At 48.2% G+C, this 13,592-nt stretch carries 18 protein-coding genes; 10 read left to right on the forward strand and 8 right to left on the reverse strand.

The features are described from left to right. The first annotated feature begins 97 nt into the window (after nt 1–97). The 6 genes from LH51_RS07765 (at nt 98) to LH51_RS07780 (ending at nt 3,772) form a co-directional block, all read left to right on the forward strand. The gene (locus tag LH51_RS07765) at nt 98–286 is read left to right on the forward strand and encodes a hypothetical protein (protein ID WP_036521249.1); all 189 of its coding nucleotides are present in this window, start codon (nt 98–100) and stop codon (nt 284–286) included. Continuing rightward, nucleotides 283–993 (forward strand): MFS transporter, encoded by a 711-nt coding sequence (locus LH51_RS21315; protein WP_200881910.1) that lies wholly within the window; start codon nt 283–285, stop codon nt 991–993. Before LH51_RS07765 ends, LH51_RS21315 begins: the two co-directional genes overlap by 4 nt. Continuing rightward, the gene (locus tag LH51_RS21320) at nt 966–1,244 is read left to right on the forward strand and encodes a hypothetical protein (RefSeq protein WP_200881911.1); all 279 of its coding nucleotides are present in this window, start codon (nt 966–968) and stop codon (nt 1,242–1,244) included. The genes LH51_RS21315 and LH51_RS21320 overlap by 28 nt, the downstream gene beginning before the upstream one ends. 11 nt (nt 1,245–1,255) lie before the next feature. Continuing rightward, the gene (locus LH51_RS21325; RefSeq protein ID WP_200881912.1) at nt 1,256–1,561 is read left to right on the forward strand and encodes a hypothetical protein; all 306 of its coding nucleotides are present in this window, start codon (nt 1,256–1,258) and stop codon (nt 1,559–1,561) included. Nucleotides 1,562–1,665: 104 nt separating this feature from the next. Next, nucleotides 1,666–3,507 carry a Na/Pi cotransporter family protein gene (locus LH51_RS07775; RefSeq protein WP_036521252.1) on the forward strand — a complete coding sequence of 614 codons (1,842 nt, stop codon included), beginning with the start codon at nt 1,666–1,668 and terminating at the stop codon, nt 3,505–3,507. Nucleotides 3,508–3,511: 4 nt separating this feature from the next. Beyond that, complete coding sequence (locus LH51_RS07780; RefSeq protein ID WP_036521255.1) at nt 3,512–3,772, forward strand: hypothetical protein; 261 nt, start codon at nt 3,512–3,514, stop codon at nt 3,770–3,772. A gap of 19 nt (nt 3,773–3,791) precedes the next feature. Here the strand turns inward: LH51_RS07780 and LH51_RS07785 are convergent, their stop codons facing one another. From LH51_RS07785 to LH51_RS07800, 5 genes are all read right to left on the reverse strand, one after another. Beyond that, complete coding sequence (locus tag LH51_RS07785; RefSeq protein WP_235263605.1) at nt 3,792–4,427, reverse strand: ABC transporter permease; 636 nt, start codon at nt 4,425–4,427, stop codon at nt 3,792–3,794. Continuing rightward, the gene (locus tag LH51_RS22455; RefSeq protein ID WP_235263606.1) at nt 4,427–4,603 is read right to left on the reverse strand and encodes a hypothetical protein; all 177 of its coding nucleotides are present in this window, start codon (nt 4,601–4,603) and stop codon (nt 4,427–4,429) included. Before LH51_RS22455 ends, LH51_RS07785 begins: the two co-directional genes overlap by 1 nt. Beyond that, the gene (locus LH51_RS07790; RefSeq protein WP_036521257.1) at nt 4,603–5,277 is read right to left on the reverse strand and encodes an ABC transporter permease; all 675 of its coding nucleotides are present in this window, start codon (nt 5,275–5,277) and stop codon (nt 4,603–4,605) included. The genes LH51_RS22455 and LH51_RS07790 overlap by 1 nt, the downstream gene beginning before the upstream one ends. Before the next feature lie 87 nt (nt 5,278–5,364). Continuing rightward, nucleotides 5,365–6,054: an ABC transporter substrate-binding protein gene (locus tag LH51_RS07795; RefSeq protein ID WP_235263607.1), complete on the reverse strand. Its 690-nt coding sequence runs from the start codon at nt 6,052–6,054 to the stop codon at nt 5,365–5,367. A gap of 115 nt (nt 6,055–6,169) precedes the next feature. After that, nucleotides 6,170–6,973, reverse strand: coding sequence for an ABC transporter ATP-binding protein (locus tag LH51_RS07800; RefSeq protein ID WP_036521262.1), 804 nt, complete (start codon nt 6,971–6,973; stop codon nt 6,170–6,172). Between the two features lie 172 nt (nt 6,974–7,145). Here LH51_RS07800 and LH51_RS07805 point away from each other — a divergent pair, with 172 nt between their 5' ends. The 4 genes from LH51_RS07805 (at nt 7,146) to LH51_RS07820 (ending at nt 10,004) form a co-directional block, all read left to right on the forward strand. Further along, on the forward strand, nt 7,146–7,973 hold the full coding sequence (locus LH51_RS07805; protein WP_036521266.1) for a CvfB family protein: 828 nt from the start codon (nt 7,146–7,148) through the stop codon (nt 7,971–7,973). 104 nt (nt 7,974–8,077) lie between these two features. Beyond that, the gene (locus LH51_RS07810) at nt 8,078–8,572 is read left to right on the forward strand and encodes an invasion associated locus B family protein (RefSeq protein WP_052063576.1); all 495 of its coding nucleotides are present in this window, start codon (nt 8,078–8,080) and stop codon (nt 8,570–8,572) included. A 117-nt stretch (nt 8,573–8,689) separates the two neighbouring features. Then, nucleotides 8,690–9,460, forward strand: coding sequence for an EAL domain-containing protein (locus LH51_RS07815; RefSeq protein ID WP_036521268.1), 771 nt, complete (start codon nt 8,690–8,692; stop codon nt 9,458–9,460). A gap of 70 nt (nt 9,461–9,530) precedes the next feature. Further along, entirely contained in the window at nt 9,531–10,004 is a 474-nt protein-coding gene (locus LH51_RS07820) for a DUF4442 domain-containing protein (RefSeq protein ID WP_036521269.1), read from the forward strand. 2 nt (nt 10,005–10,006) lie between these two features. Here LH51_RS07820 and LH51_RS07825 read toward each other — a convergent pair whose 3' ends face one another. From LH51_RS07825 to LH51_RS07835, 3 genes are all read right to left on the reverse strand, one after another. After that, entirely contained in the window at nt 10,007–11,026 is a 1,020-nt protein-coding gene (locus tag LH51_RS07825) for an ABC transporter permease (RefSeq protein WP_036521272.1), read from the reverse strand. 3 nt (nt 11,027–11,029) lie between these two features. After that, nucleotides 11,030–12,145, reverse strand: a complete 1,116-nt coding sequence (locus tag LH51_RS07830; RefSeq protein ID WP_442934822.1) for a microcin C ABC transporter permease YejB — start codon at nt 12,143–12,145, stop codon at nt 11,030–11,032. Further along, a partial coding sequence (locus LH51_RS07835; RefSeq protein ID WP_036521275.1) for an extracellular solute-binding protein occupies nt 12,120–13,592 on the reverse strand: 1,473 nt, incomplete at its 5' end. The genes LH51_RS07835 and LH51_RS07830, both read right to left, overlap by 26 nt.

Raw genomic sequence — 13,592 nt, forward strand, 5'->3', positions numbered from 1 at the left:
GTAACAATCTTCGGGAGAGGTGTTTGAGGCGCGAATTGCTTCCAGTTTACGGGTCAATCTCTGTTACAATGCTTTCGTTGTAACAGGAGCACGAGACATGACCTCTGAACTCACTTTTCGTATTCGTGAAATCAGGCGCTTTATTCTGGCGACTCTGACGAGTTCGGCCGGGCGTAGAATTTTGTTTGTCCCTCTTCTTAAACACCAGCTTCCACCTGGGTTCGATCCGGTATATTTCATTGCTCAGGTGAGTGATGTGATAGGCCAGGGGTCTAAATCATCTTGATCGCCGCGCTGCAAAAATGGTTTGCTCCTTACCGTGACCGGCGCATGTTAACGCTGTTGGCACTGGGATTTTCCAGTGGTTTACCCGCTCCACTGGTGTTTTCCAATCTGTCGATCTGGCTGCGAGATGAAGGCGTTAGCCGCACCGATATCGGCTTGTTTGCGCTGGCAGCAACCCCTTATGCGATCAACTTTCTTTGGGCCCCCTTAGTTGATCGACTGCAGTTACCTTTCCTTACGGCCCGTTTTGGTCGTCGACGTGGCTGGGCATTAATGACGCAGTCATTATTGATGCTGGCGATTGCCTTCTTGTCCTTTACTAACCCTTCTGAAAGTCTGTGGTTAATGGCTGCTGCGGTGTTGTTCGTTACTTTTGTTTCAGCAACGCAGGATATAGTCATTGACGCCTATCGAATCGAAATACTGGATTTGAGTCAATATGGCAGTGGTTCGGCGGCTGGAATTTGGGGCTGGCACTTAGGTGGCACCTTGATCGGTGGTGCGGGTGGCTTATACATGGCACAGGCCTTTGGTTGGAATTCAGCCTATCTGCTGCTGTCTTTGGGTGTGCTGATAGGCATGTTGGCGGTACTGATGAGCCGGAACCCAAAGTCACACCACCGGAAGAAACGCTCGCTGAGGAACAGCGTGCACTGGCATTGCTGGAGCGCTGGACCTTTTTGCCAGAGTTTCCGCGTCGCATTATAAGTTGGATCTACCTGACCATTGTGGCTCCGCTGGCTGAGTTTACCCAGCGTAGAGGGTGGCTGCTGATTTTGATCTTTATTTTTGTTTTTAAACTGGGTGATGCACTGCTGGGGCGTATGTCTGGCGTGTTTTACCGCGAATTGGGATTTTCACTGACAGAAATCGCTGAAGTTGCCAAGGTTTATGGTTTGAGTGCCAACCTGATCGGTATTGTGGTTGGGGGATTTTGGTGGCACGTATTGGCATCTTAAAGGCGCTTTTTTTGTCGGGCTTGGCGACGGCTACAACCAATTTAGCCTATTCATGGTTGGCCATGTCTGGCCAATCAACAGATGTTTTTATTGTAGCTGTAGCTTCAGATAACTTTACCACCGGTTTGGTTACGGTTGCTTTAGTTGCTTACTTATCATCCCTCTGCAATAGCGCCTATACAGCGACTCAGTATGCGTTGCTGGCCTCACTGGCAAACCTTGCACGTATCTGGTTCTCGGCCACCAGTGGCATGATGGTCGATGCCCTGGATGGTGATTGGGCGTTCTTTTTTCTGCTATGCGCCATTATCGCCTGATAGGTTTACCTCTGCTACTCATTATCATGAGGCGCTATCCACTGCCTCGCTAAGTCGTAAACTGAGCTAGAATAAAAACTAAAACTCCGTCTGGATCACTGAACATGTTGAAAAAAATATCGTTGCCCCTGGTCCTGGCCATTTTGGTGTATGCCTTCTGGGTCAGTGCTGATTTTACTGAAATTGCCGCTGGTATTGCTTTGTTTATGTTTGGCATGTTGTGCCTGGAAGAGGGGTTTAAGGCTTTTACCGGGGGCATGCTGGAAGGCATTTTACGTAAATCCACTGATCGGTTATGGAAAAGCCTGGTCTTTGGCATGACCAGTACCACCTTGATGCAATCCAGCTCTCTGGTTTCACTCATTACCGTATCCTTTGTCAGTGCTGAAATGATCACGCTGATGGGTGGTATAGGTATTATTATGGGTGCAAATATTGGCACAACCACCGGTGCCTGGTTGATTGCCGGTTTAGGCTTGAAAGTCGATATTGCCGCCTATGCCATGCCCATTCTGGTGTTTGGTATGGTGTTCCAGATGCAAAAAAGCAAAAGCCTGAAGGGGTTCGGTTATTTGCTGTTGGGTTTTGCCTTTCTGTTTCTGGGCATCCACTACATGAAAGAAGGCTTCGAATCGTTTCAGCAGAGCTTTGATTTATCCGCCTTTGCTATGACGGGCATTTCGGGTTTACTGGTGTTTACCCTGATCGGCATGTTGGTCACGATCATTATGCAGTCCAGCCATGCAACCCTGTTGATCATTATCACAGCCTTATCGGCAGGACAGGTCAGCTATGAAAATGCGCTGGCGCTGGCCATTGGTGCCAATCTCGGTAGTACAGTAACTATCGTATTGGGTAGTATTGCTTCCAATCTGGGTGGCAAACGCTTGGCTGCATCCCATGTTATATTCAATGTGGCGACGGCTAGTGTAGCGATTGTATTTATAGGCCAGCTAGCCTGGCTTGTGGATCAGTTAGCGATTTTGATGGGTATCCGTGCAGATGATTTTTTGCTCAAGCTGGCACTGTTTCATACCCTGTTCAATGTATTGGGGGTGTTGTTGCTATCCCCCTTTGTGACCCGATTAGAGTCTTTATTGTTGCAACACATACAATTTAAACCGCAGGGAATGGAGCAACCCCAGTATCTCTACCCAGAAGCTCTGGAAACCCCTGCCACCGTTGTTAATGCGGTTAAAAAGGAAGTGATACACCTGTTTGATAACGCCTATGGTCTGCTGGCCCATGGCTTAAGCCTGAAGCGTAACACCATCGACTCTCAGGAATCCCTGACAGATGCGGTGAAGTATACCCGGCGTATTTTTCCTATCGATGTGGAAGATGCCTATGAAGAGAAAATCAAAAGCCTGCATAATGAAATAGTGGCCTTTATAGCGGAAGCACAAATGCGTGAGTCCACCAAAGCCGCTACCGAAAATCTCTATGAGTTACGTGAAGCCAGTCGTAACATTGTAGCGGCTGTCAAAGGTATGAAGCATTTGCATAGCAACCTGTCACGCCATGGTCTTTCCAGCAACCTGGCCGTACGTGAGCGCTATGATCAGATTCGGATTCATCTGGCCAAACTGTTGCGTGAGTTGCGTCAGTTACTGCGTGAGGAACCCAGTGATGTGGCTAGCTTGTCGCTTGATGCGTTACGGCTTGCATCACAAAAAGCCAGCCGTAAAATGATCGATGAGCTGGATGAAATGATTCGCCATCGGCGCATAGCGGCATCCATAGCAACGTCTATCCTCAATGATGAGGCCTATGTCACCGATATAGGCGATAATCTATTGGATGCTGTATCCACACTTATTGCTAAACGTCAGGCGACAAGGCTAGAGCCTTTCAACCTGAATGAAAAAGAGCTTGATGAGCTGATGGATAAAACCAGTCAGACAAACGAATCTAAACCGGAACCAACGGCTAGTCAGCCGGAGTGATGCAATGAAAGCAAAAAAACTACTGGATCGAGTCCGGCGCTTTCTGGATGCAGATTCACAAACGCAGCTTGAGCAGGTCTCGTCTATCCGTAAAATCCTGAAACAGCTCAAGGAAAAAGAGCGCCAGTTACAAGATGAACTCAAGCATGAAAAAGAGCCTGAAGCACAAGAGGTTTTGCAAAATAAACTGGATGTGATTTATGCGCAAAGACGTAAAGGTCTGGATCAGATCAAGCACCTTAAAGAGAACCCTGCTGACGAATAATTTTTCGTCAGCATCAGCCTTACTTCACATTATCTTCAAGGTGCTTGTCACGCAGTTGTGGGTCAAGTGTGGTTACCGGTAACCGTGTTGCATGTTGATGAGCGTTATAAGCATTTTCCAGTAAGCGGAAAAATCCAATCAGTACGGCCGTTAATAGCAGATAGAGCGCCCCAGCCAGCAGGAAAAATTCAAGGCTCATATAGGTTCTGGCGATGGCTCCGCGGGTGGCCCCCATCAGGTCGAGCAGCGTGATGGTGGAGGCCAGTGCGCTGCCTTTGAGCATTAGAATGACTTCATTACCATAGGCGGGCAGAATAATGCCGAAGGCTCTGGGCAGAATGATATGCTGGTATTGCTTGCGACGACTGATACCCAGTGATTGTGCCGCTTCCACCTCTCCCTTGGGGACCGCCTGGATGGCTCCACGAAACAGCTCGGCAATATAGGCTGAGGTGTTCAGGCTGAAGGCAATAATGGCACACCAGTAAGGTTGTGACAGCACATCTGTCCAAAGCCAGCCAAAATTCCGCAGAGCTTCAAACTGGGACAGGCCGTAGTAGACCAGGAAGATCTGTACCAGCAAGGGTGTGCCGCGAAAAAAGAAAATATAGCAATAAGGAAACAGCCATAACCAGGGGCTTTTGGCAATGCGCATCAGGCCAGTGGAATGGCCATGATAAAGCCAACAATGCCTGAGACGATTACCAGTTGTAACGTGACCCAGACACCCTCCATAAGGCGGGGCAGGTAGCGTGCGAAAGAATCCCAGGGCTCTGCTCCCTGAGTGAGGGTTAGCAGCCATTGTGAAAGACTTACAATCAGCTCATTCATCAGCGCGCTCCCTGCCAGGGACGGTTCGCACGGTTTTCAAGCAGGCGGATGGCTTGCATAAAGATAATAGTCAGAAACAGATAGATGAACGCCGCAGCAAGATAAAAGGTGAAGGGGAGTTTAGTAAATCCGGCTGCGACGTAGGCCTGACGCATCAGATCATCCAGTCCGATAACCGATACCAGCGCGGTATCTTTCAGCAGTACCAAAAACAGGTTGCCAAGTCCTGGAATGGCGATGCGCCAAAGCTGCGGAATTAAAATGCGGCTGAAGGTTTGCCAGCGTGTAAGGCCCATCGCCATGGCAGATTCACGCTGACCCTTGGGGATTTCTTGCAGGGCGCTGCGGAACACTTCGGTGGCATAGGCACCAAAGGCGATAGAAAGGGCAGTGACACCCGCCGCAAAGGCGCTGATCTCAATGTATTGATCAAACAGTCTGAGGAGTATCTCTGTAGTGCCGAAATAGATAATCAGTACCAGTAATAGCTCAGGTACACCACGGATCAAGGTGGTATAGGTTGTGGCAATCCAGCGCAGTGTGCGCATCGGTGACAGTTTGGCTGCAGCCCCTATGAGCCCAAGAATCAAACCAAAAAACAGGCTGGTAAAGGCCAGTTTCAGTGTAATCCAGGTGCCTGATAGCAAGAGATGACCAAAACCGTGTAGATCCATGCAGTGCTCACATTATAGCAATTAAAAACAAAGGGTCGGTCACACAATTTACTGAGTAACCGACCCTTGTCGACCCTGCTTCAGCTATCAATAGATTGAGAAGGGGAAGTATTTAGCATTGATTTCAGCGTAGGTGCCGTCTTCCACTATCGCTTCCAGTGCCTGATTGAAGCGCTCCTTCAGTTCAGTGTCATTCTGGCGAACGGCAATGCCGATTTTATCATTGATATCTACGTCTTCGCCTTTAAACTCAAAAGCGCTACCCGCGTCTGTCCGTAACCAGTCGTAGGCCGGAAATTTATCCGAAACCATACCATCCAGTCGACCTGCTGCCAGATCCAGGTAGGCATTATCTTGAGTGTCATACAGACGCACGCTTACTGTACTACCCAGTTCATCTTCCAGGTACTGACCGGCAATGGTGGCGCGCTGTGCACCCAGAGTTTTACCCTCCAGGCTCGCTGCATCAGTGGGCATTTCACTGTCTTTAGGTCCAATAAAAGCCAGTACATTAGAGTAGTAGGGGTTGGTGAAGGCAACAACACGCTCACGCTCTTCGGTAATTGACATGGAGGCGATAATGGCATCATAGCGGCGTGCGCGCAGACCTGGAATGATACCGTCCCAATCCTGAGTCAGGATTTCGCAATCAGCTTGCATTTTTTCACACAGCGCGTTTGCGATTTCAACATCAAAACCACCCGGCTGGCCCGAGTTATCGATAAAGTTAAAGGGTGCATAAGCACCTTCAGTGGCAATACGGATCGTATCAGCCATAGCGAGTGGTGCTATCATTGTTGCAGACGCTATTAGTACTGCAGACGTAGCAAGTTTTTTTGACCATTGCATAGATTAGTACCTTTATTAGTTTGCTTGGTTTGTTTACTTAAGGTTACAAATGACTTGATAAAAACTCTCTACAGCGTTCAGATTTTGGCTGGGTAAATACCTCGCCTGGAGGACCAAACTCTTCAACCCGACCCTGGTGCAGAAACATCACTTGGCTGGATACATCACGGGCAAAGCGCATTTCATGCGTGACGACCAGCATGGTGCGGCCTTCTTCAGCAAGATTTTGCATTACTCCCAATACTTCATTGACCAATTCAGGGTCGAGTGCAGAGGTTGGCTCATCAAATAATAGCACTTCAGGGTCCATCGCCAGGGTTCTGGCAATCGCGATACGTTGTTGCTGTCCGCCAGATAAGTTACCCGGGTAAGCTTTGGCTTTATCTGCCAGTCCGACTTTCTCAAGCAAGGCCTGCGCACGTTCACGTGATGCTTGTCTGCTGCGTCCATGTACCAATACAGGGGCCAGCATGAGATTTTCCAGCACGGTCATGTGTGGCCAGAGGTTGAAGTTCTGAAATACGAAGCCGATACGGGCACGCATCATCTCAAGTTGGCGACGTTTTTTCGCCTCTAACTCACCCTGTTTGTTCGCTACCAGTTGCAGGGGTTCGCCGCGCAAAGTGATGCACCCTTGTGATGGATTTTCCAGCAGGTTAAGACAGCGCAGAAAGGTGGACTTTCCAGAGCCGCTGGAACCAATTATAGAGATAACATCGCCGTCCCGGGCTGTCAGGGAGATGCCTTTCAGCACTTCAATATCACCGTAACGCTTGTGCAGGTCGGTGACTTCGAGTGTGGCTGGGTGGGCGTTATCACTGGTTGTTAAAGAAGTTTCTGTTTTCATGAAATACAGCGTATAAGAATTGTTAATAAAATAGTAATCTTTTTTATACCTTTGTCGCAAGGTGCTATGTTTAAATCAAGCTAAAGATGCCTATCAGAAAGGTGCTTGTCAGCTTGTGCCACAAAGGAACTGTGGTAGGCTGTATCCAAATTTGAGGTTGAGGGGTGTTTGAGTGGAATTAGGCCGGGTTAATCAATTGAAAGTAAAGCGTATTGTCGAACAGGGAGCTTATCTTGAAGACAATATGGGGGAAGCTGTACTGCTGCCATTGCAGGACGTGCCGGACGGGTTACAGCTCGGTGATACCCTGTCCGTGTTTGTTTATCTTGATAGTGACGATTTTGCTGTTGCGACACTGAAAAAGCCACGTATTCAGTTGGGAGAGTTTGCTCAATTGCGAGTGGCTGATACCAACCAAGTAGGTGCTTTTTTGGATTGGGGCTTGCCCAAACAGTTATTCTTACCCTTCGCCGAGCAGCCACAGCGTGTGGAGGTTGGGCAGCAGGTGATGGTCTGTCTTTATATTGATAATACCGGTCGTTTGGCTGCCTCAGCTCGATTGGAACGCCATCTTAGTCCTGATCCTGCAAGTTACCGTGCCGGGGATCCGGTTAATCTATTAATCTGGCGCCGGACAGAGTTGGGCTACCTGGTGATTATTAATCACCAGCATCCAGGTATGCTGCATCAGCAGGACCTTTTTAAGCCGGTTCGTCCAGGGTTAAGCATGCCTGGTTATATCAAACAGCAGCGCGACGATGATGGTAAAATTGACGTGATGTTGGACAAACCTGGCTATGGACGGGTGGAACCACTGGCCGAACAGGTGTTAGATTATCTCAAGGTGCGTGGCGGCCAGTGCCCCTTAAATGATAAAAGCTCTCCGGATGAGATCAAAGCGATTTTTGGTGTCAGTAAAAAAGCTTTTAAAATGGCGGTTGGTAATCTGCTTAAGCAGGGCGTGATTGTAGCTGATGAGCAGGGGATTCATCTGAAATAACTTAAGGCTTTTGTTGTAACAGGGCGAATGTGTTACAGAGTGACCCATGGCTAACAGCTGGGCTTTCATAAAATCAAACAGTGTAAGAATTATAGTGAGTAATTATGAGTAATATGAAAATGCTTAAGTTTCTGTCTTTTTCACTACTATTTATGTCATATGGGATTTTTGCACAAGAACCCCAAACAACAGAATATCAGGACTGGGTGGGTATCTGTGCCGATGTTCAGGGTCAGGAACGATGTGAAATTCAGCAGGTGCTGAATATGGAAAATGAACAGGGTAATACCCGGTTGCTTAGAGCGACGGTGAGCAAATTGGATAATCAGTTGATCATGCAGCTGCTTTTGCCGCTGGGTTTGGATGTTCGTCCGGGGGTAGTGATGCAGGTTGATGAAGGTGTCGAGTTTGGCGCGCCATTTTTGACCTGTGTTCAGGAAGGCTGTCTGGTTGCAGTACCACTGGATGATAATCGCTTGACAGCATTCCGCTCAGGTAGTGTTGTCAAGGTGGGTTTCCGCCCTTTCAATACTGATCAGACACTGGTGGTGGAGCTTTCTCTGATGGGCTTCACACGTGCCAGTCAGACGGTAAAATAGTATTAACATCATCGGGATGTTGTAAATCAAGGTTGAGCAGTATTCGGGTTTAGTTTAAGCAATTTTTTGCTATGCTATGGTTAGTGTATTATTTTTTGTTTGAATAGGAGCCTTGTATTGGCCACCCAGTTCCCTGAATCACTAACCAAACCCGGTTGTGGTTATTGTTTTGTACCCTTGGGTTTTGAGTTTACGTTTGCTTTTCAGCCCATTGTGGATATGAACGCACGTGAGATTTTTGGCTACGAAGCCTTGGTCCGTGGCCCGCAAGCTGAATCAGCTTATAGTATCCTTAGCCGTATCAATGATGAAAATCGCTATGCTTTTGACCAGGCTTGCCGGGTTAAGGCCATTCATTTAGCCAGCGAGTTGGGCCTGGATAAAGTATTAAGCATTAACTTTCTGCCTAATGCCGTATATGAACCAGCGCACTGTATTCGCAGCACCCTGGCGGCTGCGCGCGAAACCGGCTTTCCGATTGAAAAACTCATGTTTGAGATTACCGAGTCAGAGTACGTCTATGATCGTGCACACTTGACTAAAATCTTTAAAAGTTATGAGAAACAGGGTTTTATTACCGCGCTGGATGATTTCGGTGCCGGGCATGCCGGGCTGAATATGCTGGCCAGCTTTATTCCAAAAATCCTTAAAATTGATATGGAACTTGTGCGTGATATTGACACACATTCGGTCAAGCAGGTTATTGTAGAAGGCTTAATCGATATGTGTAAAAAATTAGGTATTACCGTGCTGGCTGAAGGTGTGGAAACCGAGTCTGAAATGCTGTACTTCCGTAAGCTTGGGGTTAGTCTGATGCAGGGTTACTATTTTGCCAGGCCTGGGTTTGAGTGCCTGCCGGGGTATGATTTTTCTGCACAGTCAATCTGACGCTTTTTGTTATACGTAACTGATTGATCTAATGCTAGCATGCCAGTTTTTACTCAGTGGTATGCCTAGTATGAAAGCGTTTTTCTTTCGTTATCCTAACCTGTTGCGCTGGGCGATGAATCTCTGGCCTCCATTGTTTTTCACTGGTATCAAGCTGGTATCCATCAGTCCTGACTTCCGTTACGCAAGAGTTGATCTGAAGTGGCGTCCCTGGACTAAAAATATCAATTCAAGTCAGTATGGCGGTAGTCTTTTTTCAATGACCGATCCCTTCTATGCCGTATTATTGTTTGGTTGTCTGGGTTATGACCGCTACATTATCTGGGACAAATCTGCAGATATTGATTTCATTTCGCCGGGTATTGGACGTCTGACCGCCGAGTTTCATATTGAGGATGAGCAAGTACATCAGATTCGTGAGATGACCGCTGCTGGGGATAAATTTTTTCCTGAGTTTGTGGTGTATATTCGCGATCAGCAGGGCACCCTGGTTGCCAAGGTGACCCGACGCCTTTATGTGCGCTTACATGCCCAACATCGTTAAGTTCAACTGACTTTTCTTGGATCGAAGGCATCACGCACAGCTTCACCGATAAAAATCAATAAGGTTAGCATTAGCGCCAGGGTAAAGAAGGCCGAGAGGCCTAACCAGGGTGCGTGCAGGTTTTCTTTACCCTGAGCAACTAACTCGCCCAGGGAGGGTGAGCCGGGTGGTAGGCCAAAGCCGAGAAAGTCCAGGGCTGTCAGTGTGACTATTGAGCCATTAAAGATGAATGGCATAAAAGTCAGGGTCGCAACCATGGCATTGGGGAGTACATGGCGGAACATAATGGTGGAGTTCGCTAGTCCCAGGGCTCTGGCCGCACGTACATATTCCAGGTTGCGTCCCCGAAGGAACTCGGCACGTACGACATCGACCAGCTGCATCCAGGAAAACAGCAACATGATGCCTAGTAGCCACCAGAAGTTAGGCTCTACCAGGCTGGCAAGAATGATCAATAGAAACAGCACCGGCAAACCTGACCAAATCTCAATAAAGCGCTGAAAAAGTAAGTCTATTTTGCCGCCATAATAGCCCTGTACTGCTCCTGCAGCCACACCGATAACTGAGCTGGCGAGTGTCAGTACCAGTGCGAAAACAATCGAGATACGAAAGCCATAGATCACCCGAGCCATGACATCGCGTGCCTGATCATCGGTACCCAGCCAGTTCTCCCAGGACGGCGGAGATGGAGCAGGAGAGGGCAGTTCATAGTTGATGGTCTGGTAATTGTAGCGGATGACCGGCCAGAGCATCCAGCCGTCGGCATCTTCAATCAATGATTGTATAAACGGGTCACGGAAATCGGCAGGCGCGTCAAATTCACCACCAAACTCTAATTCGGAGTAGTTATTGAAAACCGGTAAATAGAGGCTACCCTGATAACTGACCAGAATCGGTTTGTTATTGGCAATCAGCTCAGCTCCCAATGACAGGATAAACAGTGCCAGGAAAATCCACAGTGAATAGAAGCCTCGGCGATTGCGGCAAAAAGCGTCAATGCGGCGGCGCATAATCGGTGTCATGGGTCAGCCCTCCCTGCTACTGAAATCGATACGCGGGTCGACCAGTGTGTAGGTAATATCACTAACTAATTTGAGCAGCAGACCCACCAGGGTGAAAATATACAGGGTACCGAAGATCACCGGATAATCGCGCCGGATAACGGCTTCATAACCCAGCAGTCCCAGTCCGTCGAGCGAGAAAATAACTTCTATCAGCAAGGAGCCGGTAAAAAATATACCGATCAGTGCCGCTGGCATGCCGGCAATGATCAGCAGCATGGCATTGCGGAACACGTGGCCATAAAGTACACGGTTTTCCTTCAGGCCTTTGGCCTTGGCAGTCAGCACATACTGTTTGTGAATTTCATCCAGGAAGGCATTTTTGGTCAGCATAGTTAGTGTGGCAAAGCTGGAGATCACTGATGCCAGTACCGGAAGCGAAAGGTGCCAGAAATAATCACCGATCTTCTGTAACAGCGTCATTTCATCGAAATTGGGCGATGTCAGGCCTCGCAATGGAAACCAGTCAAAGTAGGTGCCACCGGCAAACAGTACAATCAACAGAATGGCAAACAAGAAGTTGGGGATGGCATAACCGATAATAATCGCGCTGCTGGTCCACATATCAAATGCACTGCCATCACGAACGGCTTTACGGATACCCAGTGGTATCGACACCAGGTAGGCGATCAGCGTGGTCCAAAGCCCAAGAGATATGGATACCGGCATTTTTTCAATGATCAGCTCCATGACCGTTTTGTTGCTGTAAAAACTGCTACCAAAATCAAACTTCAAATAGCTGACCAGCATCTGCATAAAACGCTCATGCGCTGGTTTATCGAATCCATACATTTTTTCGATTTCAGCAATCAGAGAAGGATCGAGTCCTTGTGCACCACGGTAGCCCGTACCCTCGGAGGATGGAGCTGAGGCCAGATCAGAGCCTGCTGCACTGCCTATGCGCTCACCCGTGGTGTCACCAAAGCCTTGCAGGTGAGCAATGGTCTGTTCAACAGGGCGCCGGGTGCCAGTTGTACAATCAGAAAATTCAGTAGCAGTATGCCGAACAGCGTAGGGATAATCAGCAGTAAACGCCGGACAATGTAGGCGATCATTAAGGTTTAATCCACCAGGTATCAAAACCTATTGCATGGTTTGGGCGAATATCGGGTATACCGAATTTATCCCAGTAGGCAATACGGTAAGCGTTAGTGTGATAATGCGGAATAACATAATGATTCCATTGCAGAGCACGGTCAAGTGCCCGGGCTCTGTAGACCAGCTGTTCACGGTCAGGGGCCTGAATCAGTTGATCCACCAGATAGTCAATGGCTGGATTGCGGATACCAATCAAATTCCGACTTCCCGGACGGTCAGCGCTGGAGGAGTGCCAATATTCACGCTGCTCATTGCCCGGTGAATTTGACTGAGCAAAGCTGCCGACGACCATGTCAAAGTCATATTCACGCAGACGATTGATGTATTGGGAAATATCGACAACACGGATATTGGCCTGAATACCCATGCGCTCAAGGTTACGGGTAAACGGTGAGATTAAACGCTCCAGGTTGTTCTGGAATATGAGTATTTCAAAACGAAAGGGTTGGCCTTGTTTATTGCGTAATATGCCTTGATCCAGGGTCCAGCCAGCTTCAGCCAGCAGGTGCAATCCTTTACGTGTCTGAGTACGAATGTTGCCGTCTCCATCTGTCTGTGGTGCACGATAAACCTGTGTAAAGACGGCTTCTGGAAGTTGTTCTCTTACTGGCTCGAGTATTGCAAGTTCCTGTTCACCAGGCAAATCATCTGCCGCCATATCTGAGTTGGAAAAATAGCTGTGGCTACGTTTGTAGGCGTCGTAAAAAATAGCCTGATTTGTCCACTCAAAATCGAAGGCGTGTGCCAAGGCATAACGCACCTGAGCATCAGCAAATAGTGAACGCCGAGTATTCATCACAAAAGCCTGCATGCCGGTAGGGTTTTCGTGCTCAATGGTTTCTTTGATCATCCGTCCTTCATTCAGCGCCGAACCGCTATAGCCGGTTGCCCAGTTCTTGGCTGAGTATTCGGTGCGAAAATCATACTGGCCTGCCTTGAAGGCTTCCAGTGCAACGGTACCATCGCGGTAATAATCAAATACCCATTCATCAAAGTTATAGCGACCGCGCTGAACTGGCAGGTCTTTACCCCAATAATCTGGATTTCGTTTATAGGTAATGGTACGTCCCGGATCATAGCTGGCCAGTAGATAGGGGCCTGAGCCGACAGGTATTTCCAGACCTGACTCTTCAAAATCGCGCTGATCCCAGAAATGTTTTGGCAGTACGGGGACTTCACCGACAATTAGCGCTAGTTCGCGGTTTTCTGTTTCAGCAAACTCAAAGCGAACCCGGTGACTATCAAGTGCTTCGATGAGGGTAATGTCAGCATAGTAAGCTCGATAAAATGGGCTGCCTTTTTCGCGTAGTAGCTGAAAGGTGTTTACCACATCTTCGGCTGTGACTGGCACACCATCACTGAATACAGCTTCTTCGCGTAGTTCAAATTCGATCCAGCTGCGATCATCTGGCAGGGTTATGCTTTTTGC

The sequence above is a fragment of the Nitrincola sp. A-D6 genome, from assembly GCF_000764495.1.
Lineage (GTDB): Bacteria > Pseudomonadota > Gammaproteobacteria > Pseudomonadales > Balneatricaceae > Nitrincola.